The sequence below is a fragment of the Bradyrhizobium sp. Rc3b genome (assembly GCF_900114915.1).
Classification (GTDB): Bacteria; Pseudomonadota; Alphaproteobacteria; order Rhizobiales; family Xanthobacteraceae; genus Bradyrhizobium.
Window position 1 is genome coordinate 125756 of the sequence record NZ_FOUS01000012.1, and the last position, 19350, is coordinate 145105.

Below are 19350 nucleotides of genomic sequence, written 5' to 3' on the forward strand. Positions count from 1 at the left end.
CGTCAAATGTCCTTCGCCAGACCGAGTTCGCTGAGGATAGCCTGGTTGTGCTGTCCCACATCCGGCACCGGATCCATCCGCGGCTTGACGCCTGGAATGGTCAGCGCAGGCAGGAAGCTCATCACCGGCCCGCACGGCGAGCCGACGCTCTGCACCCGGGACCGCGCGCGGAGCTGCTCATGCGCCAGGAAAGCCTCGACCGAGTTCAGATGCGCGTTGGCGATCGCGGCCTCATCCAGCAGTCGCAGCACCTCTTCGCTGGTCATGGATGCAAAGCGCTGCTCGATATGCGCCTGTAGCTCGTCGCGGTTCTGCATGCGCAGCGGATTGGTGCGGAAGCGCAGGTCGTCGGCAAAGCCGGCATCGCCGAGCACGATGCTGCACAGCGACCGCCATTCCCGATCGTTCTGGATGCCGAAGAAGATCGTGTTGCCGTCGCCGACCCGGAACGGGCCATACGGCGCGATCGTCGCATGCCTGGCGCCGGTTCGCGGCAGCGGCCGGCCCGTGCTGTGCGTGTAGAAGGCGGGATAGCTCATCCAGTCGGTGATGGAGTCGAACAGCGAGGCCTGGAAGGCGGTGCCCTTGCCGGTCCGCTCGCGACGGTACAGCGCCATCAGCACGCCGTTGAGGATGTACATGCCGGTGGCGATATCGACCACCGACAGCCCGACCTTGGCCGGCTCCGCCTCGGTGCCGTTGATGGCGAGAACCCCGGCCTCGCACTGGACCAGGAGATCATAGGCCTTCTTGTCGCTGTAGGGGCCGCCAGTGCCATAGCCCGAGACGTCGCAGGCGATGATGCGCGGATACTTTCGCAACAGCGATGCGGCATCGAGGCCGAGCCGCTCGGCAGCGCCGGGCGCGAGGTTCTGGATGAACACATCGGCCCGCGGCAGCAGGGCGTCGAGCACCTTGCGGCCGTCCTCGCTCTTGATGTCGATGGCGAGGCTTTCCTTGGAGCGGTTGGTCCAGACGAACTGGCTCGACATGCCGTTCATCACGTGGTCGTAGTCCCGGCAGAAGTCGCCCGCGCCCGGCCGCTCGATCTTGATCACCCGCGCGCCCCAGTCCGCCAGGTGCCGGCTCGCCAGCGGCGCCGCGATCGCCTGCTCGAGCGAGACCACCGTGACGCCGGACAGCGGCAGCTCCGCTTCATTCGCTTCCATGAGATCGCTTCCTCTCGTGCGCTTTTCGACCAGCGCAGGAGACAGGCCGATCACCCCACGCGCATCTTTTTGGATGGGACATGATGCCCCCGTTTTGCCCGACAAGTCAAACCTGGTTTCGTCAAATCCTAAGACGAAATGCGCTGCGATTACCGTGGCTTGGCTACTGTGCATGGGGTTGTTTTCGCAGTTTTGTGTCTGAGGGCGAGACCCTTTCCTCGGCCACACCTGTCATCCTCCGCCTTGTGCGCAATTGCGCACAAGGCCGGGCGACGACAGTGGAGAGGTTGCCGAGCGGCACCCGCCTGTTGCCGAGACCGCACAGGTCCGACCTTTCGCATCTGCCCTCGTTGCCAACGAACCGCCGTTCACCCACTATTCCCTCCGACTCGACATGTGGGGGGATCGATGCCGGCGTTTCGCTTCAAGACATCCTTGGCTGCTGCAACCCTCGGGATGGCCCTGGCCGTTCTGATCCAGCCCGGTACCGGCTTCGCCTACACCCCGGAGGAGCAGCAGGCCTGCACGCCGGATGCGATGCGGCTGTGCGGCGAGTTCGTGCCGAACGTCGACGCCATCACCGCCTGCATGATCAAGAAGAAGGCGCAGCTCTCGCCGCAATGCCGGGTGTTCTTCCGTCCCGGACCCGAGCCGGGTGAGGCCCGCGCCGGCAAGCCGACCAGCATCGCGCCCAAAACCGCGAAGAAGAGCACCAAGCCCAAGAAGAAAAAGACCAGCGACGGCTGAGCGCGGGATAGCCCGCGTTCCTTATCCGAAACTTCGTAATGTAACGGACTCCTTTTGTTCGCGCAGGCCGCGCTGATGCCTGCGGCAATTGCGAATGTGCGAAGGAAAAGAGTCGGGTAAGGGTTTGCGCGGGAAGGTTGCATTCCGCTTGGTCCCGTTCGGCTGCTCAAAGAACGCACAGACGCTCGCGCGGGCGGTGTTTCGCTGCCGGTGGTCTCTTGTCGTGCGACGCAGTGTGACTCAAAAGCCAACACGCCTTGTTATTTCGTGGCGGCAACGCAACCCCCGATAAATTTTTCTTTCACGAATCAGCGCGGTGATTCATTTTCGCGGCCTAGGGTCAATCTGGAGGCCGAAGGTATGAACGTTATTGTTTTTGCATCGCGTAAAGGCGGCTCGGGCAAGAGTACCCTAGCCGCGCATCTCGCCGCACAGATCAAGGCGAGCAAGCAGGTCATGCTCGTGGACGCGGACCCGCAGGGCTCGCTGACGCTGTGGCACAAGCTGCGTGGCACCAACGAGCCGCCGATCAAGGCGGCGGTGAACTCCGTCAGCGGCATCGTCTCCGCTGCCAAGCGCGACGGTTATGAATGGGTGTTGATCGACACGCCGCCGAACCTCTCGGCCGTCGTCGACGACGCGATCAAGAACGCGACGATGGTGGTCATTCCGGCGCGTCCCGGCGTGTTCGACGTCAACGCGGTGCAGGAAACCATCCAGATGTGCCGCGCGGCGCGCAAGCCCTATGCGGTCGTGCTCAACGGTGCGCCGGCCAAGCGCGACGAAGCCGAAAGCCCGATCGTCACCATCGCCCGCGAAGCGCTGGCGAAATTCCGGGCTCCGGTGTGGGGCGGCCAGATCACCAACCGTTCGGATCTCTTGATGGCGCTGAGCCACGGCGAGGGCGCGCGGGAATACCAGGCCGAGAGCCGTGCGGCCCAGGAAATCGCAAGGCTGTGGGCGGCGATCGAGCGTTCAGTTAAGGCCATTCGCGGCACGGCGTCGGCGTCCGGCGCAATGCACAAGCAGGCTGCTTAATTTCATTATTCATTTCCCCGGACGAAAAACGCGCGGGAACGTCCGCGCGTTTTGCGTTTTCGGGATCTGCTGAAGGAGGCTACGCCACCATCAGCGTGTAGAACACGATGACCGGCGACATCGTCAGGATCACCGACCAGATGCCGGCGGCCCAGAGAATGTCCTCGGTGGTAAAGCTCTGCTCGGTGGACAGCTTCTCCTGTCCGGCGCCGAAATGCGACGCCAATTCATTATGACTATTCATAAACGCCCCCGCGATTTCTTCGCTTATGGGCGTGAACGATACGCGGGATGTTTTAAGATTCCGGCTTGCAAACCGCTGCGCATTTTGAGCGCATTTGTGACGGCCGCTTAACCATCCGCGCGACGTGCCGCCTCAGGCGAGCCAGACGCGAAACAGCAGCGCCGGCATCAGGCCGAGCATCACGGCCCAGAAGCCGAACGACGATACGACGAGAATTCCCTGCAAAAGATCGGCCGGCGCGAATTGCTGCGCGGCCGTAGGCCGGGTGCGATGTCCCATGGTCATTCCCCTCTGGAAGTTCCTGGAGAGCAACGATAGGGACGGACGGGTAAACGAGACGTGGATGCGCCATGCGGCAGCAGCGAAGGCCGTTGGGGCGCGGTTAACCAAGGGGCGGCGCTCTTACCCTCCCCTGGAGGGGTCCGGGACGAGCGAAGCTCGCCCGTGGGTCGGCTCACATGAGCGCAGCGAAATGTGAGACGGGGTGGGGTGACGGTCTCGCCACATCCGACAGTGCCCGAGTTGCGAGATCACCCTACCCCGCTCGCGCTTCGCGCGATCGACCCTCCCCCTCCAGGGGAGGGTGAACGAGAAACTACGCCGCCACCTTCGTCCGTCGCTCGATCTCGCGATCGATCGCGGCCGCGAGCTCGCTGCTCACTTCCACCATTGGCAGGCGCACTTCTGGGCTGTCGATCAGGCCGCATCGCCACAGCCAGTACTTTGCCGGCGCCGGGCTCGGCTCGGTGAACAGCAGCCGCGTCAGATCGGCGACCTCGTGCCAGCGCGCCTGCGCCGCGTCATGGTTGCCGCGCTTCGCTTCCGCATACACCGCCGCGAACGTCGCGGTCTCGACATGAGCGGAGAGCACGATGCCGCCGTCGGCGCCGTCGCTGAGCGCCTCGAAAAAGTTCGCGTCCTCGCCCGTGAGCACGCGAAACTCCTTCGGCCGGTCGCGCAAGAGCGCGATCGATTGCTCGCGGCTCGCGCCGCAATCCTTCAAGCCTATGATGTTGGGATGCTCGGCGAGCCGCAGCATGGTCTGGTTGGTGATGTTCACCGAGGTGCGATAGGGAATGTTGTAGAGCGCAAGCGGCCAAGCGGCGTGATCGGCGAGCGTCTCGAAATGCGCCAAGAGGCCGCGCTGCGAGGGGCGCACATAATAAGGGCTTGCGATCAGATAACCGTCGATCGGCCAGTCCGCGGTCTCGTCGAGACGGTCCTTCAGCCGCGAGGTGTCCGCGCCCGACAGCCCGAGGCAGATCGGCAGGGTGCGCCGGCTCGCCGCCATCTCGTCGCGCACGATGGCGACGAGACGTTCGAGCTCGGCCTCGCGCAACGTCATGCCTTCACCCGAGGTCGCCCCCAGGATGAATCCGTCGATGCCTTGCGCGCTGTAATGTCGCGTCAGCCGCCGCAGCGATCGCTCGTCGAGCGCGCCGCCCTGAAACGGCGTCACCAGCGGCAGCCACAGCCCGTGCAAATGATCTTCAAGTCCGGTCATGTTTCCATCTCCTTCTCGGGAAACCTGAGACGGAGGGCACATGAAAAAACCCCGTCCAGGCGGCGGGGTTTTCGGGATTGCAGCGATGACGAAGCCGGTCTAGCGCGCGCAAAACTCCGAGGTCCCCGGATGGGGGCCTTTTTTCGAGGCGATCGCCTTCGACGAGATTGCGCACGACTTCGTGATCATCTGCAAATGATGCGGGGTATGCCTGGAACTGTCAATACACGCGGAGGGCGAAGGCCGATTTGACCGAAAAAAAGCCGGGCTCGAACGAGCCCGGCTTAAGGTATTGGCCACGTGAGGCCGACACAATCACCTTCCAAGAGGGATTACTGAACTCCCGCGCCACTGGAGGAGGGGGACAAATGCGCAACGCGAAGGCTCAGCGTGCAAACAGTATGAGCTTGACGAGCGCCATGCAGCAACAGCCGAGGCCGCATGTCAGTCATGCGGAAATCAGGACGGCCAGCGCTGCGCCTTGCTCACCACGAAGTCGCGGAACACCTGCACGCGCGCGACCGTCTTCAACTCTTCGGGATAGACAAAATACGTATCGAGCTGGATCGAATCCGACTCGCCGAACAGCTGCACGAGTTTGCTCTGTTCCTCGACGAGGTAGTCGGGCAGCGCCGCGATGCCGAGGCCCTGCTGACAGGCGCGCACGAGACCGAGGATGTTGTTGACCCTGAAATAGGCTTCGCGCGGACCCGAGCCGTTGCGGCCCGCTTCGACCAGCCAGTTGCGGTTCTGCAGATGCGGCGCGAAGTTGCCGTCCGAGAGCGTGATGATGCGGTGGGAGTCGAGCTCCTCCAGCGTGCGCGGCGTGCCGAAGCGCTTGATGTATTCCGGCGAGCAATAGGCGTGGAAGCCCATCGCGAACAGCTTGCGCTGGATGAGATCCGGCTGCGTCGGCTTGCGGGTGCGGATCGCGACGTCGGCCTCGCGCATCGACAGGTCGAGCTCCTCGTCGGTGACGATCAGGGAGATCCGGATTTCCGGATAGAGCGCGGTGAACTCGCCGAGCCGCGGGATCAGCCAGTTGATGCCGACGCCGGGCGTGGTGGTGATCTTGAGGTCGCCGCTCGGCCGCTCGCGGCTGTCGGTCAGCTTGGCGCGCGCCGCCTGGAGCTGCATGAACACGTCATGCGCGGTGCGGAACAGCAAATCGCCCTGCTCGGTGAGGATCAGGCCGCGGGCATGGCGGTGGAACAGCGAGACTGAAAGCTCCTGCTCCAGCGCCGAGACCTGGCGCGACACCGCCGATTGCGACAGGCCGAGCTGCTCGCCCGCATGCGTGAAGCTGCCCGCTTCCGCCGCCGCGTGAAACACCTTCAGCTTGTCCCAGTCCATATCCGTAAATCCGTCGCGTGTTCGGGGCATGATCTTTATTCCGCTGCCGCGCGCTCGCTGGCGCGCAGGGCCAAGAAACGTTCGGCTTCGAGAGCTGCCATGCAGCCGAGGCCGGCGGCCGTGACGGCCTGGCGATAGGTTTCGTCGGCGACGTCGCCGGCGGCGAACAGGCCGGGCACCGATGTCGCGGTCGAGTTCGGGGCGACCTCGACATAGCCCGACGGTTTGAGCTTGATCTGGTCTTTGACGAGCTCGGTCGCCGGTGCGTGGCCGATGGCGATGAAGATGCCGTCGGTCTTCACGTCCGTCAGCGCGCCGGTCTTGACGTTCTTGAGGCGGACATGGGTGACCTTGTTGGGGTTCTCGGTGCCGCAGATCTCGTCAACGGCGCTGTCCCAGATCACCTTGATCTTCGGGTGCTTGAACAGGCGCTCCTGCAGGATACGCTCGGCGCGGAAATGGTCGCGGCGATGCACGATGGTGACCTGCGAGGCATGGTTGGTGAGGTACAGGGCCTCCTCGACCGCGGTATTGCCGCCGCCGACCACCACGACCTCCTTGTTGCGGTAGAAGAAGCCGTCGCAGGTGGCGCAGGCCGATACGCCGCCGCCCTGGAACTTTACTTCGGACGGCAACCCGAGCCAGCGCGCCTGCGCGCCGGTGGCGAGGATCACAGAGTCAGCGAGATAGACATCGCCCGAGTCGCAGGTGAGGCGGAACGGCCGATGCGAAGTTTCCAGCTTAATGACCAGGTCCGTGACGATCTTGGTGCCGACATGGACCGCCTGCTTCTCCATCTGCTCCATCAGCCAGGGGCCCTGGATCACATCGGCGAAGCCGGGATAGTTCTCGACGTCGGTGGTGATGGTGAGCTGGCCGCCCGGCTGGATGCCTTGGATCAGGATCGGCTCGAGCATCGCGCGCGCGGCGTAGATCGCCGCCGTGTAACCGGCGGGGCCGGAGCCGATAATGACGACCTTTGCATGAACAGGAGCGGACATTTCGATGGACGCCTTTCACGGGGGATTTGCAGCGCGGGCGCGGAACATGCCGGGAGGCGTCGCGGAGGCGCTGAAATATCAGAGCTAATCTAAGCGTTCTGGTGAGCTATGCAAGAATTGCATTCCCTCTCGGCGGATTTTTCCAACAAGGAACAAAAGTCGATTGCGGTGCACGCGCAATAAAATTGCGCTAGTCGTGCGGACTGGGCTATGAGGATTGCGGCAAACCCACCAATCAAGCCGCAAAGGCCAGGAGTTCCAATCAAGTGTCGCGGAACCTAGACGACATCGACCTGAAAATTCTGTCCGAGATTCAGGCCGACGGTCGAATCACGAATGTTGAGCTGGCCAAGCGGGTCGGCATCTCGCCGCCGCCCTGCCTGCGCCGCGTCCGGGCGCTGGAGGAGGAGGGCTACATCCACGGCTATCGCGGCCTGCTCGATGCCCGCAAGCTCGGCTTCGACGTCACCGTCTTCGCCGCCGTGCACCTGTCCAGTCAGGCCGAGGCGGATTTGCGCGCCTTCGAGGAGTTCGTCCGCGCCGAGCCCCTGGTGCGGGAATGCTGGATGTTGTCGGGCGAGGTCGATTTCATCCTCAAATGCGTCGCCCCCGACATGGCGACCTTCCAGGATTTCGTCACCCATCTGACCGCCGCGCCCCACGTGCGGAACGTGCGAACGTCATTGGTGCTGCACAATTCGAAGTATGAGGCGGCCGTGCCGCTGGACGTGAAGGGGCGGAGGTAGCCGCTCTAGAGTCCTGCCAATCCCGTCATCCTGAGGCGCGAGGCATCGGGCGCAACGCGCCCGATGGGGAGCCCGAAGGATGCGCGGCCAAGATGCAGCAGCGCGCGGCAACAGTTGGGCCATCGCCCTTCGAGGCTCGCCGAAGAGGCGAGCACCTCAGGGTGACGGTGATGGAATTAGGTTCGCTGCATCAACACCGTCATTGCGAGGAGGAGCTCTTGCGACGAAGCAATCCAAAGTCTTTCCGCGGCGGCAGCCTGGATTGCTTCGCTGCGCTCGCAATGACGGGCGGAGAGAATGCGTTTCTCCACTCACGCAAGCGATGCGCTGAAATAAAGACACCCCGAAACAAAAAGGCCGCGCATCGCGCGGCCTTTTGAAACGTCTCGGTGCAGCGGCAAATCCTTACCGCCATTCCACCTTGGTAATTTCATACGCCTTGGCGCCGCCGGGTGCGTTGACCTCGACGGTCGAACCTTTCTTCTTGCCGATCAGCGCGCGGGCGAGCGGCGAGGTGATGGAGATGCGGCCCTTCTTGGCGTCGGCCTCGACCTCGCCGACGATCTGCCACACCGTCTTCTTCTCGGTGTCCTCGTCGACCAAGGTCACGGTGGCGCCGAACTTGATGGTGTCGCCGGACAGTTTCGAGATGTCGATGATGTCGGCGCGCGCGAGCTTGTCCTCGAGCTCGGCGATGCGGCCTTCATTGTGGGACTGCTCTTCCTTCGCGGCATGATATTCCGCGTTCTCCGACAGGTCTCCGTGCGAGCGCGCCTCCGCGATATGCTCGATGATGCGCGGACGGTCCTCGGACTGGCGCTTCTTCAATTCTTCCCCGAGCGCGGCAAAGCCGCTCGCTGTCATCGGAACCTTTTCCATCTCTTCTCTCGTTCTTCGGTTACGCGCCCCCACAACAGCGGGCGCAGAAACCTTGATTCGTCGGTATTCCCGGCGCTGAACACGCGGCCACCGGAACGTTATGTGGGCTGGCGCCGGAACAGAACAACCACCATGGCCGGACAGTTCCTCCGGCCATTGTGGCTTCATTGCCAATCACTTAGCGGAGGCCTAACCCTTAAGGCTCGGCCTCCCGCTCGCGATCAGGTTTCCGAAAAGTAGCTCTGCAGGGTACGAACCTCAAGGTCCCCGCCGAGATAGGCGCGGATGCCCTGCGCGGCCGCCACGGCCCCGGAAAGAGTGGTGTAATACGGCACTTTATGCAAGAGGGCCGCGCGCCGCAGCGAACGGCTGTCGGCGAGCGCCTGCGGGCCTTCGGTGGTATTGAAGACGAGCTGGACGTCGCCATTGGTGATGGCGTCGACGATGTGCGGCCGACCCTCCAGCACCTTGTTCACCTTCTCGGTCGGGATGCCCTGATCGGTCAGGAAGCGCTGGGTGCCCGAGGTCGCCAGCACCTTGAAGCCGAGCGAATGCAGTTCGCGGACCGCATCGGCGATGCGCGTCTTGTCGCTCTCGCGCACCGAGACGAACACCGTGCCCTTGCGCGGTACTCTCGTGCCGCCGCCGAGTTGGCTCTTGGCGAAGGCGACCTCGAAATTGCGGTCGATGCCCATGACCTCGCCGGTCGAGCGCATCTCGGGGCCGAGCACCGTGTCGACGCCGGGGAAGCGCGCGAACGGGAATACCGACTCCTTGACGCCGACGTGCTTGAGCTTTGCCTTCTTCAGCTTGAAATCGGCAAGCTTCTCGCCGGCCATGATGCGCGCGGCGATCTTCGCGACCGGCGTGCCGACCACCTTGGCGACGAACGGCACGGTGCGCGAGGCACGCGGATTGACCTCGAGCACGTAGATCTCGCCGTCCTTGACGGCGTATTGCACGTTCATCAGGCCGACGACGTCGAGGCCGAGCGCGAGCTCGCGGGTCTGCCGCTCCAGCTCCTCGATCATCTCAGGCTCGAGCGAATGCGCCGGCAGGGAGCAGGCGCTGTCGCCGGAATGGATGCCGGCTTCCTCGATGTGCTCCATGATGCCGACAATGAAGGTGTCCTTGCCGTCGCAGAGGCAGTCGACGTCGATCTCGGTTGCGTCCGAGAGATAACGATCGAACAGCAGCGGGTTCTTGCCGAGCACGGTGTTGATCTGCCCGGTCTTGTCGTTCGGATAGCGCGCCTTGACGTCGGCCGGCACCAGCTCCGGCAGCGTGCCGAGCAGATAGTCGTTGAGCTGGTTCTCCTCGCGGATGATCTGCATCGCACGGCCGCCGAGCACGTAGGACGGGCGCACCACCAGCGGCAGGCCGAGATCGGCAGAGACGAGCCTTGCCTGCTCGACCGAATAGGCGATGCCGTTCTTGGGCTGCTTGAGACGCAGCTTGTCGAGCACGCGCTTGAAGCGGTCGCGGTCCTCGGCAAGGTCGATGGCATCAGGCGAGGTGCCGAGGATCGGCACTTCGGCGGCTTCCAGCGCGCGCGCGAGCTTCAGCGGCGTCTGGCCGCCGAACTGCACGATCACGCCGTGCAGCGTGCCGTTGGTGCGCTCCTTGGCGATGATCTCCAGCACGTCCTCGGCAGTGAGCGGCTCGAAATACAGCCGGTCGGCGGTGTCGTAGTCGGTCGACACGGTTTCCGGGTTGCAGTTGACCATGATGGATTCATAGCCGGCATCATGCAGCGCGAAGCAGGCGTGACAGCAGCAATAGTCGAATTCGATGCCCTGGCCGATACGGTTCGGTCCGCCGCCTAGAATGATGACCTTCTTCTTGTCGGACGGCGTGCTCTCGTCCGCCGGTGCGCCCGCGAACAGCGCCTCATAGGTCGAATACATATAGGCGGTCGGCGAGGCGAATTCGGCCGCGCAGGTGTCGATGCGCTTGTACACCGGACGAACGCCGAGCGCGTGGCGCTTCGCGGTGACCTCGGCTTCCGTCGTCTCGGCGAGCACCGCGAGCCGCGCATCGGAGAAGCCCATGGCCTTCAGCGTGCGCATGCCGAAGGCATTGCCCGGCAGGCCGTTCTTGCGGACCTTCTCCTCCATGTCGACGATGCCGCGCATCTCGCTGAGGAACCACGGATCGATCTTGCAGGAGTTGAAGATCTCCTCGTTCGACCAGCCGAGCCGCATCGCCTGGGCGACCTGGAGCAGCCGGTTCGGCGTCGGCGTGCCGAGCGCGGCCCGGATCGCGTTCTTGTCGTCGTCGCGGCCGAGACCCTCGATCTCGATCTCGTCGAGGCCGGTCAGTCCGGTCTCGAGCCCGCGCAGCGCCTTCTGCAGGCTTTCCTGGAAGGTGCGGCCGATCGCCATGACTTCGCCGACCGACTTCATCGACGTGGTCAGCGTGGTGGAGGCGCCGGGGAATTTCTCGAAGGCGAAGCGCGGCACCTTGGTGACGACGTAGTCGATGGTCGGCTCGAACGAGGCCGGCGTGGCGCCGCCGGTGATGTCGTTGGCGATCTCGTCGAGCGTGTAGCCGACCGCAAGCTTGGCCGCGACCTTCGCGATCGGGAAGCCGGTGGCCTTCGAAGCCAGAGCGGACGAACGCGACACGCGCGGGTTCATCTCGATGACGACCATGCGGCCGTCCTCGGGATTGACGCCGAACTGCACGTTGGAGCCGCCGGTCTCGACGCCGATCTCGCGCAGCACCGCCAGCGAGGCGTCGCGCATGATCTGGTATTCCTTGTCGGTCAGCGTCAGCGCCGGCGCCACCGTGATGGAATCGCCGGTGTGCACGCCCATCGGATCGAGGTTCTCGATCGAGCAGACGATGATGCAATTGTCCTTCTTGTCGCGCACCACCTCCATCTCGTACTCTTTCCAGCCGAGCACGGATTCTTCGATCAGCACTTCGTTGGTCGGAGACGCATCCAGGCCGCGCTCGATGATGTCGAGGAACTCTTCCTTGTTGTAGGCAATGCCGCCGCCGGTGCCGCCCATGGTGAAGGAGGGGCGGATGATCGCGGGCAGGCCGATCTCGGACAGCGCCATCATGGCCTGGCCGAAGGCGTATTCCTGGTAGCGCTTGCGGCGCTCGCTCTCGCCCAGCGTCCACTGCCGCTCATGCTCTTCGAGCGCGGCGCCGGAGAGTTTTTCGCGCTCGGCCTGATATTTGTCGCGGAACGATTTCTTCAGCGCCGAGGCGTTGGCGAGCCGCGACTTCGGCGTCTCGAGCCCGATCTTGGTCATGGCCTCGCGGAACAGCTGGCGGTCTTCCGCCTTGTCGATCGCATCCGCGGTCGCGCCGATCATTTCGACGTCGAACTTGTCGAGCGTGCCCTGGCGGCGCAGCGACAGCGCGCAGTTCAGCGCGGTCTGTCCGCCCATGGTCGGCAGCAGCGCGAAGCCGCCGGGGATGACGTGACGTTCCTTCTCGATGATCTTGGCGACGATCTCGGGCGTGATCGGCTCGATATAGGTCGCATCGGCCAATTCCGGGTCGGTCATGATGGTGGCCGGGTTGGAATTGACGAGGACGATGCGATAGCCCTCTTCCTTCAGCGTCTTCACCGCCTGGGTGCCCGAATAGTCGAACTCGCAGGCCTGGCCGATCACGATGGGACCGGCGCCGATGATCAGGATGGTGGTGATGTCTGTACGTTTGGGCATCAACTCTCGCCGGACTGGAATTTAGGCACAAAAAAAGGGCGCGCTCCTGCGCGTCCCTTTGGCCGAAGCGCGATCAGCAAAAGTGGCCACCGGTTTTGCGTCCGATCGCGCTTCTACTCTTATAAGAGGCGCATGATCTTGACGCCAAACCGCCTACACTTTGGCGGATCATGCGCGCGCGCGGTGGTCTCCCTCGCGCGCGGGTGGGTCTTAGACCAGATTCCGGAGCGGCGAAACCCCGAAAAACGCCCATCAACCGGCAATTTTGACGGGTTTTGGCCTGGCCTGCCAGCCACGGGCGAGATGCACCAGAAGTGAGGCCGCAACGCTCGTTCCGCCGATCCAGCCGAGGTCGGTCGGCGAGAGGGTGGCCAGCACCGCCCCGCCCAATGCCCCGCCGATGGCGAAGCCGAGATACATGGCGGAGGCGTTGAGCGAGAGCGCAATCATCGAGGCCTGCGGCTCGATCCGGATGATGCTGGCGACCTGGGCCGGGTAGAATGCCCAGCCCGAGATGCCCCAGAGGAAGATCGCGCCCAGCACCGCATAGTGCGCCTGGCCCGGCATCAGCTTCAGGACCACCGAGTGCAGGATCAGCGCTGCTGCCATGCCGGCGAGCCCGAGGCCCACGGTGGCGAGCGTACCGAGCCGGTCGGCAAGTAAGCCGCCGAACATGTTCCCGATCGCGGCCGCGCCGCCAAACACCAGCAACGCAAGGCTGATTTGCTGCGCATCGAAGCCGAGGCCGCGCAGCGGAATCGCGAAATAGGTGAACACGGTGAAGCCCCCGAGCGCCCATAGGATGGTGATCACAAGCGCGACCAGGACATTGCTGTGACGCGCCACGGCCAGCCGTTCGCCGAGCGAGGCGGTGTTGCGCGGCAGGCCGCGGGGCAGGCCGAGCAGCAGCCCGGCAAGCGCGACGGTGCCGATCATAGCGACCATGGCAAAGGTCGCGCGCCAGCCGAGCAGGCTGCCGACGAGATTGCCGAGGGGAACGCCAATGACGGTCGCGACCGTCAGGCCCGACGTGACCAGCGCCACCGCTCGGCCGCGCCGTTCCGGCGAGGCGACCGCCACGGACACTGCGAGCGCCGTCGGCATGCAAAGCCCGGAGCCCAGCGCCATCAGCATCCGCGAGGCCAGCAGCAGGGCGTAGCTGGAAGCCACCATCGCGGCGAGATTTCCGGCGATGAAGGTCGCCAGCGCCAGGGCGAGCACGGTGCGGCGGTCGATATTGTTCAGCGCGACGGCCAGGATCGGGGAGCCCACGGCGTAGGTGAGGGCGTAAGCCGTGACCAATTGGCCGGCGGCGGAGACCGAAATCTGCAAATCGGCGGCGATGCCGGGCAAAAGGCCTGCGATTACAAAGCCTTCGATGCCGATCGCAAAGGCCGCCAAGGCCAGCCAGAATACGCTCATTGGACGAGATCCCTATGTTCAACGTTTATCGAACTATTGAATGTGAGGATATGGATGTCAATTGGTTCAAGAACTATTGAACATTGTGGCCGCTTCGCTATGATTCCCGGATCATGAGCCGCACACCTCTCCACCCGACCCCCGAGCAGATCGAGTTGCCGATGGTGCTGGATTGCCTGAGCGATCCGATCCGGCTCGCCATCGTCTATCAGCTTGCCCAGCAGGAAGGTGTCAGCAGCGAGCTCTGCTGCGGCGACTTCAACGGGCTCGCGGGCAAGTCCAACCTCGCCTATCACTTCGCCAAGCTGCGCGAATGCGGCCTGATGCAGACGCGCGTGGCCGGCACCAACCGCTTCATGCGGCTGCGCCGCGAGGATCTGGACGCGCGTTTTCCCGGCCTGCTCGATGCGGTGATCAAATCCGCGGCCAAGGACGCCGAGCGGCTTCAGTTGCTGCCGGAGGGTGAAGTGGTTGCGGCAGATTGAGGTTGGGGCGGGGCAGTCCGTCTTCGCTTCCGCTGCGCTCCAGCTACGCCGGACACGCTTCGACCCTGCGGATGGCTGCGCCACGCCCGGCTTCGCCCTTCGGGCTTCGCCGCGGCAGCGTTCGCCACGAAAAGGCTTGCCGAGCCGAAGCTGCGTAAGCAGCGAAGGCTGGAGACCCGGCCTGGATTTGAACCAGGATGTAGAGCGTTGCACCGCCCTCGCGTAGACGCTTCCGCCACCGGGCCGAGGCGATCATTACCGATTGCAGTGCGACAAGCTACAACGGCTAATTGTTATGCTTAACGAACCAGAGGCGGCCGCGCGATGAAGGTCATGCGCCAGCGATTGTGGCCGATATTGGCGTGGGCGCGCTGGACCGCGAACCCGGCCGCTCTCAGCTTGGCGGTGATTTCCTCCTCGCTGTAGCGCTGGAGCCCGATACGCGTGCGCAGATGACGGTAGTCGGACAGCGCGGTGCTGATCAGCCCGATCAGCGCGTCTTTCAGGAAACCGTGGCGCAGGCCAAAGCCGAGCAGCGCCATGACGTCCCTGAACATGCCGACATTGGGCTGGAGGATGTCCCCCAGCACCAGCTTGCCGGAGGGCTTCAGGATACGGCGGATGGTGAGGAGCGCGGCATCGAGCTCGTCCGGCGCCATGTATTGCGCGACCGAGTTCATCACGACGAGGTCGATCGACTGGTCCTGCATCTTCCGGACATCGTCGAGCGAGCGGACACGGATCTTGGTGTTCGGGGCAAACCGCGCGATCAGCCGGCCGCGCACGCCCGGCGCGGGCTCGGCGAGGATCAGCTTGCCGCAGCTAGCGGCCACCTGGGTCGCCGAGAGCGCCTCGCCGCAGGCATAGTCCAGCACCGTCGCGTCCGGCGAGGGGATATAGCCGATGATGTCCCGCGCGATGATCTGGAAGTGCAAGTCGCGATGCAGCTTGCTGACATAGATCGTATGCGTCGAGTCGTAATAATCGATCCAATCGTCCATGGTATTCGATGGTCCCGGCCAAACGGTTCCCGTCAAGGAACCGGCGCTGCCCGCCTTGCGTTAGGGGTGCGACGGCGCGCCGTCAATGTCCGCGTCCTAACAGGAAGGCTTCCCGTGAGCAAAACCAACAACAAGGTCTCGCCCGATCTCGATACCCCCACCGACCTGTCGCCCGACGGGGTCAAGAAGGTTTCGGAGGCGCTCAACGTACTTCTGGCCGACGCCTTCGCGCTGTATCTGAAGACCAAGAATTTTCACTGGCACATCAGCGGCCGGCATTTCCGCGACTATCATCTGCTGCTCGACGAGCAGTCCGACCAGATCTTCGCCACCACCGACCAGCTCGCCGAGCGCGTCCGCAAGATCGGCGGCACCACGCTGAAGTCGATCGGCCAGGTCGCAAAGCTCCAGACCATCAAGGACAACAACGAGGACTACGTCCCGCCGCGCGAGATGCTGCGCGAGCTGATGCAGGACAACAAGCACGTCGCGGCTGCGATGCGCAAAGCGCACGAGGTCTGCGACGACGCCGGCGATGTCGCCAGCGCCAGCATTTTGGAAGTGTTCATCGACGAGACCGAGCGCCGGACGTGGTTCCTGTTCGAGGCCACGCGGCAGGAGGGTGGCAACGAGGCGTAGGGCACGGTGCCGTGGGGTGGGCAAAGGCGCGCTCTTGCGCGCCGTGCCCACTATCTTTCCTTTCGGCTTGAATAGATTGGTGGGCACGCTTCGCTTTGCCCACCCTACGGCGCCGCCGTTGTGGCTACCGCCACAGCCGCATCAACGCCCCATCCGTACCCGTCACGGGATCGGCCGGCGGCATCGCGACGTTCGGAATCGTCTTCAACGCTTTCGCGTGGCTCTCCGGCGTTGGCCGCGCGATCTCCATCTTGCTGCCCGGCGGATAGGCGCCGATCACGCAGAAATCCTCGCTCGCCCTGATGCGTTGATGGCCGGTGCCGGCGGGCAGGATCGCGACATCACCCGCCTTGATCTCGAGCTCCTGGCCATGGTCGCCGCCGAAGCGGACGCGGGCACTGCCGCGCGCGACGCCGAGCACCTCATGCACCGTCGCGTGGTAATGCAGATAATCGTAGACGCCGTTCCGCCACGTCCCGCCCCAGCCATTCGCTTCGAACAGGTTCTCGATGGTCTCTTCCGGCCGCTCCGGGTCGAGCTTCACCGCAGCCTGGTAGACCAGGAACGGAAGGATGTTGTTCGGCACGAGCCCGTCATCCTCGAACACGATGGCGAGCGGCTCGGCCTTGTCGCGGACGACGGACATGGCGGGACTCCGGCTGCAAAGACAGCGGGACAACATTCTATCGTGTGGAGGTGTTCCTCAACAGGTCACCTGTCCCGGACGCGCTGCAGCGTGCAACGCCGCGGCGCAGAGCCGGGACCCCAGAGAGCCGCGAGGCCCGGTTCAGCGGGGCATGAGAGCGCGCGTCTTACGCGCTCTTCTTCTGCCGCATCAGATCCGCAAAACGCTGGAACAGGTAGTGTGAGTCGCGCGGGCCTGGTGAGGCCTCGGGGTGGTACTGCACCGAGAACACCGGCTTGCCGTCGAGTTGGATGCCGCAATTGGAGCCGTCGAACAGCGAGATGTGGGTCTGCGTCGCGCCCTTCGGCAGCGTGGTCTCGTCCACCGCAAAGCCGTGGTTCATCGAGGTGATCTCGACCTTGCCGGTGGTCTCGTCCTTCACGGGGTGATTGGCGCCGTGATGGCCCTGATGCATCTTCTTCGTCTTGGCGCCGACGGCGAGGCCGAGCATCTGGTGGCCGAGGCAAATGCCGAAGGTCGGCGTGCCGGACTTGATGACGTCCCGGATCACAGGCACGGCATATTTGCCGGTCGCGGCCGGATCGCCCGGACCGTTGGACAGGAACACGCCGTCCGGCTTCATCGCCAGAATGTCTTCGGACGAAGTCGTCGCCGGCACCACCGTCACCTTGCAGCCGACGCCGGCGAGCAGGCGCAGGATGTTGCGCTTGATGCCGTAGTCGATGGCGACGACGTTGAACTCCACCTTGTCCTGGCGGCCAAAGCCCTTGTCCCACAGCCACGGCGTCTCGTCCCAGGTGAAGCGCTGGCCGCTTGTGACCATCGGCACGAGGTCCATGCCCTCGAGGCCCGGCCATTCGCGCGCCTCTTCCTTGAGGCCATGCAGGTCGAACTCGCCGTTCCTGGCGTGCGCGATCACGGCGTTGGGCATGCCCTTTGAGCGGATCAGCGCGGTCAGTGCGCGGGTGTCGATGCCGGAGAGGCCGATGATGCCGCGCGCCTTTAGCCACTGGTCGAGATGCTTGGTGGCTCGATAGTTCGAGGGATCGGTGATCGCGGTGCGCAGGATCACGCCGCGGGCGCCAGGTGTGGCGGCCATGTTCACCGTCTCGATGTCTTCCTCGTTGGTACCGACATTGCCGATATGCGGGAAGGTGAAGGTGATGAGCTGCCCGGCATAGGAGGGGTCGGTGAGGATCTCCTCATAGCCGGTCATCGCGGTGTTGAAGCAGACTTCACCGACGGCGTGGCCTTCGGCGCCGAGACCAAAGCCTTCAAGCACCGTGCCGTCGGCAAGCACGAGGAGCGCGGTCGGTTTATGGTCCGGCCAAGCGGGATCGTTGTCATGTTGTGTCATGAGCGCGTTTCATAAGCCTGCCGGACGCCCCCGTCAAAGCGCAGATGCACCGATTCACATGCGTTTTTGCATATTTGACAGCCTGTCTCGGGCTCCTAAGCTTGGCCGCACAATTTCCGGCAAATTCCTGGGCTTGCGAGGCAATAATGGACCAGACCACCCCGATTCTGTTGGTTCCGGGGCTGGCCTCCTCGGCCCGGATCTATGCTCCGGTCATCCCGGCGCTGTGGCGTTTCGGCCCGGTCATGGTTGCCAACCATATCCGCGACGACAGCATGGCGGCGATCGCCGCCCGCATGCTGAGCGAGGCCCCGCCGCGCTTCGCGCTCGCGGGCCATTCCATGGGCGGCTACATCGCGTTCGAGATCATGCGCCAGGCGCCCGAACGGGTGTCAAAGCTCGCGCTGATCAATACCCAGGCGCGGCCAGATACGCCGAAGGCAACCGCACGCCGGCGCGGCTTGATGGAACGCGCCCGGCGCGGCGAGCTCCGCGCGCTTCGCGAGGAGAGCTTTCCGGAGCTCGTGCATCCGTCGCGGCGCGACGATGCCGATATTCTCAAGCTGGTGCATGCGCAGGACGAGGATGTCGGTGTCGAGGGCTATCTGCGGCAGCAGACCGCGATCATCGCACGGGTGGATTCGCACCCGACGCTTGCAGCCATCAAATGCCCGACGCTTGTGTTGACGGGCGATGCCGACAACACCATCCCGAACGCGCTCTCCAGGGAGATGGCCGCGGGCATCGCCGGCGCAAGGCTCAAAGTCCTCGATCGCTGCGGGCACTTGCCGCAAGCCGAGCAGCCCGAAGCGACAGTGCGGGCCCTGACCGAATGGCTCGGAACCGAGGTTGTCTAGGGGCCGCGAACGGCCTAGATCAGGCGTCAGATATTCGAAGGGATCACGATCATGTTGCGCGACGACATCAACAATGCGGTCAAGGAGGCCATGAAGGCCAAGGACGAGCGCAAGCTGTCCACGCTGCGCATGGTCAACTCGACCATCAAGAACGCCGACATCGACGCTCGCGGCAACGGCAAGCCGCCGCTGTCGGACGCCGATCTGCTCGGTGTGCTGCAGAAGATGATCAAGCAGCGCCAGGAGGCGGTCGAGCTCTACGACAAGGGCGGCCGCGCCGAGCTCGCGGCGCAGGAGCGCGAGGAGATCGCGGTGATCTCGGCGTATCTGCCGAAGCAGATGGCCGACGACGAGGTGAAAAAGGCGATCGCGGATGCGATCGGCGAGACCGGTGCCGCCGGCATGAAGGACATGGGCAAGGTGATCGCCGTGCTGCGCGCGAAGTATGCCGGGCAGATGGACTTCGGCAAGGCGAGCGGCCTCGTGAAGGCCGCGCTGTCGGGCTAGCTGCTTACCCTCCCCTGGAGGGGAGGGTCGATCGCGCGAAGCGCGAGCGGGGTGGGGTGATCTCTCCAC

The 19350-nt window shown here is 64.2% G+C and carries 19 protein-coding genes and 1 tRNA gene; 7 read left to right on the forward strand and 13 right to left on the reverse strand.

The window, feature by feature from the left end:
• Positions 1 to 2: 2 nt before the first annotated feature.
• On the reverse strand, positions 3 to 1169 hold the full coding sequence (locus BM190_RS27170) for a CaiB/BaiF CoA transferase family protein (RefSeq protein WP_092260594.1): 1167 nt from the start codon (positions 1167 to 1169) through the stop codon (positions 3 to 5).
• Between the two features lie 408 nt (positions 1170 to 1577).
• Here BM190_RS27170 and BM190_RS27175 point away from each other — a divergent pair, with 408 nt between their 5' ends.
• Together BM190_RS27175 and BM190_RS27180 are read left to right on the forward strand one after the other, a co-directional pair.
• Entirely contained in the window at positions 1578 to 1916 is a 339-nt protein-coding gene (locus BM190_RS27175) for a hypothetical protein (RefSeq protein ID WP_018318265.1), read from the forward strand.
• Between the two features lie 360 nt (positions 1917 to 2276).
• The gene (locus BM190_RS27180) at positions 2277 to 2954 is read left to right on the forward strand and encodes an AAA family ATPase (protein WP_025032179.1); all 678 of its coding nucleotides are present in this window, start codon (positions 2277 to 2279) and stop codon (positions 2952 to 2954) included.
• Positions 2955 to 3033: 79 nt separating this feature from the next.
• Here BM190_RS27180 and BM190_RS39785 read toward each other — a convergent pair whose 3' ends face one another.
• From BM190_RS39785 to trxB, 5 genes are all read right to left on the reverse strand, one after another.
• Positions 3034 to 3198, reverse strand: coding sequence for a hypothetical protein (locus tag BM190_RS39785; RefSeq protein WP_143109090.1), 165 nt, complete (start codon positions 3196 to 3198; stop codon positions 3034 to 3036).
• 132 nt (positions 3199 to 3330) lie between these two features.
• The gene (locus tag BM190_RS40680; protein ID WP_018318262.1) at positions 3331 to 3477 is read right to left on the reverse strand and encodes a hypothetical protein; all 147 of its coding nucleotides are present in this window, start codon (positions 3475 to 3477) and stop codon (positions 3331 to 3333) included.
• 316 nt (positions 3478 to 3793) lie between these two features.
• On the reverse strand, positions 3794 to 4702 hold the full coding sequence (locus BM190_RS27190) for a 4-hydroxy-tetrahydrodipicolinate synthase family protein (RefSeq protein WP_092260598.1): 909 nt from the start codon (positions 4700 to 4702) through the stop codon (positions 3794 to 3796).
• Between the two features lie 459 nt (positions 4703 to 5161).
• On the reverse strand, positions 5162 to 6085 hold the full coding sequence (locus BM190_RS27195) for a LysR family transcriptional regulator (RefSeq protein WP_026201990.1): 924 nt from the start codon (positions 6083 to 6085) through the stop codon (positions 5162 to 5164).
• A 5-nt stretch (positions 6086 to 6090) separates the two neighbouring features.
• Positions 6091 to 7056, reverse strand: coding sequence for a thioredoxin-disulfide reductase (gene trxB / locus BM190_RS27200; protein WP_018318258.1), 966 nt, complete (start codon positions 7054 to 7056; stop codon positions 6091 to 6093).
• Positions 7057 to 7322: 266 nt separating this feature from the next.
• Here trxB and BM190_RS27205 point away from each other — a divergent pair, with 266 nt between their 5' ends.
• Complete coding sequence (locus tag BM190_RS27205) at positions 7323 to 7802, forward strand: Lrp/AsnC family transcriptional regulator (RefSeq protein ID WP_026201989.1); 480 nt, start codon at positions 7323 to 7325, stop codon at positions 7800 to 7802.
• Between the two features lie 405 nt (positions 7803 to 8207).
• Here BM190_RS27205 and greA read toward each other — a convergent pair whose 3' ends face one another.
• The 3 genes from greA to BM190_RS27225 all read right to left on the reverse strand — a co-directional run bounded on the left by greA (position 8208) and on the right by BM190_RS27225 (position 13789).
• Complete coding sequence (gene greA, locus BM190_RS27215; protein WP_018318257.1) at positions 8208 to 8681, reverse strand: transcription elongation factor GreA; 474 nt, start codon at positions 8679 to 8681, stop codon at positions 8208 to 8210.
• A gap of 221 nt (positions 8682 to 8902) precedes the next feature.
• Complete coding sequence (gene carB / locus BM190_RS27220; protein ID WP_092260603.1) at positions 8903 to 12367, reverse strand: carbamoyl-phosphate synthase large subunit; 3465 nt, start codon at positions 12365 to 12367, stop codon at positions 8903 to 8905.
• Positions 12368 to 12619: 252 nt separating this feature from the next.
• Complete coding sequence (locus tag BM190_RS27225) at positions 12620 to 13789, reverse strand: MFS transporter (RefSeq protein WP_092260606.1); 1170 nt, start codon at positions 13787 to 13789, stop codon at positions 12620 to 12622.
• 113 nt (positions 13790 to 13902) lie between these two features.
• Between BM190_RS27225 and BM190_RS27230 the strand changes: the two genes are divergently transcribed.
• Positions 13903 to 14274 (forward strand): ArsR/SmtB family transcription factor, encoded by a 372-nt coding sequence (locus tag BM190_RS27230; RefSeq protein WP_092260814.1) that lies wholly within the window; start codon positions 13903 to 13905, stop codon positions 14272 to 14274.
• Positions 14275 to 14443: 169 nt separating this feature from the next.
• Here BM190_RS27230 and BM190_RS40685 read toward each other — a convergent pair.
• Positions 14444 to 14519, reverse strand: a tRNA-OTHER gene (locus tag BM190_RS40685).
• A gap of 54 nt (positions 14520 to 14573) precedes the next feature.
• Entirely contained in the window at positions 14574 to 15275 is a 702-nt protein-coding gene (locus BM190_RS27235; protein WP_092260608.1) for a class I SAM-dependent methyltransferase, read from the reverse strand.
• A gap of 114 nt (positions 15276 to 15389) precedes the next feature.
• On the opposite strand from BM190_RS27235, the gene BM190_RS27240 reads away from it, so the two are divergent.
• Positions 15390 to 15914 (forward strand): Dps family protein, encoded by a 525-nt coding sequence (locus tag BM190_RS27240; protein WP_018318252.1) that lies wholly within the window; start codon positions 15390 to 15392, stop codon positions 15912 to 15914.
• A 124-nt stretch (positions 15915 to 16038) separates the two neighbouring features.
• Here BM190_RS27240 and BM190_RS27245 read toward each other — a convergent pair whose 3' ends face one another.
• Both BM190_RS27245 and carA read right to left on the reverse strand, forming a co-directional pair.
• Positions 16039 to 16560 (reverse strand): hypothetical protein, encoded by a 522-nt coding sequence (locus BM190_RS27245; RefSeq protein ID WP_092260610.1) that lies wholly within the window; start codon positions 16558 to 16560, stop codon positions 16039 to 16041.
• 166 nt (positions 16561 to 16726) lie between these two features.
• Entirely contained in the window at positions 16727 to 17917 is a 1191-nt protein-coding gene (gene carA / locus BM190_RS27250) for a glutamine-hydrolyzing carbamoyl-phosphate synthase small subunit (protein ID WP_018318250.1), read from the reverse strand.
• A 146-nt stretch (positions 17918 to 18063) separates the two neighbouring features.
• Between carA and BM190_RS27255 the strand changes: the two genes are divergently transcribed.
• Positions 18064 to 18774, forward strand: a complete 711-nt coding sequence (locus BM190_RS27255) for an alpha/beta fold hydrolase (RefSeq protein ID WP_092260612.1) — start codon at positions 18064 to 18066, stop codon at positions 18772 to 18774.
• 51 nt (positions 18775 to 18825) lie between these two features.
• Entirely contained in the window at positions 18826 to 19281 is a 456-nt protein-coding gene (locus BM190_RS27260) for a GatB/YqeY domain-containing protein (protein WP_018318249.1), read from the forward strand.
• Positions 19282 to 19350 lie beyond the last annotated feature (69 nt).

Excerpts from the sequence above, each read along its gene's own strand:
- BM190_RS27170 (WP_092260594.1), bottom strand. The coding sequence starts at position 1,169 with ATGGAAGCGAATGAAGCGGAGCTGCCGCTGTCCGGCGTCACGGTGGTC.
- BM190_RS27175 (WP_018318265.1), top strand. The coding sequence starts at position 1,578 with ATGCCGGCGTTTCGCTTCAAGACATCCTTGGCTGCTGCAACCCTCGGG.
- BM190_RS27180 (WP_025032179.1), top strand. The coding sequence starts at position 2,277 with ATGAACGTTATTGTTTTTGCATCGCGTAAAGGCGGCTCGGGCAAGAGT.
- BM190_RS39785 (WP_143109090.1), bottom strand. The coding sequence starts at position 3,198 with ATGAATAGTCATAATGAATTGGCGTCGCATTTCGGCGCCGGACAGGAG.
- BM190_RS40680 (WP_018318262.1), bottom strand. The coding sequence starts at position 3,477 with ATGGGACATCGCACCCGGCCTACGGCCGCGCAGCAATTCGCGCCGGCC.
- BM190_RS27190 (WP_092260598.1), bottom strand. The coding sequence starts at position 4,702 with ATGACCGGACTTGAAGATCATTTGCACGGGCTGTGGCTGCCGCTGGTG.
- BM190_RS27195 (WP_026201990.1), bottom strand. The coding sequence starts at position 6,085 with ATGCCCCGAACACGCGACGGATTTACGGATATGGACTGGGACAAGCTG.
- trxB (WP_018318258.1), bottom strand. The coding sequence starts at position 7,056 with ATGTCCGCTCCTGTTCATGCAAAGGTCGTCATTATCGGCTCCGGCCCC.
- greA (WP_018318257.1), bottom strand. The coding sequence starts at position 8,681 with ATGGAAAAGGTTCCGATGACAGCGAGCGGCTTTGCCGCGCTCGGGGAA.
- carB (WP_092260603.1), bottom strand. The coding sequence starts at position 12,367 with ATGCCCAAACGTACAGACATCACCACCATCCTGATCATCGGCGCCGGT.
- BM190_RS27225 (WP_092260606.1), bottom strand. The coding sequence starts at position 13,789 with ATGAGCGTATTCTGGCTGGCCTTGGCGGCCTTTGCGATCGGCATCGAA.
- BM190_RS27230 (WP_092260814.1), top strand. The coding sequence starts at position 13,903 with ATGAGCCGCACACCTCTCCACCCGACCCCCGAGCAGATCGAGTTGCCG.
- BM190_RS27235 (WP_092260608.1), bottom strand. The coding sequence starts at position 15,275 with ATGGACGATTGGATCGATTATTACGACTCGACGCATACGATCTATGTC.
- BM190_RS27245 (WP_092260610.1), bottom strand. The coding sequence starts at position 16,560 with ATGTCCGTCGTCCGCGACAAGGCCGAGCCGCTCGCCATCGTGTTCGAG.
- carA (WP_018318250.1), bottom strand. The coding sequence starts at position 17,917 with ATGACACAACATGACAACGATCCCGCTTGGCCGGACCATAAACCGACC.
- BM190_RS27255 (WP_092260612.1), top strand. The coding sequence starts at position 18,064 with ATGGACCAGACCACCCCGATTCTGTTGGTTCCGGGGCTGGCCTCCTCG.
- BM190_RS27260 (WP_018318249.1), top strand. The coding sequence starts at position 18,826 with ATGTTGCGCGACGACATCAACAATGCGGTCAAGGAGGCCATGAAGGCC.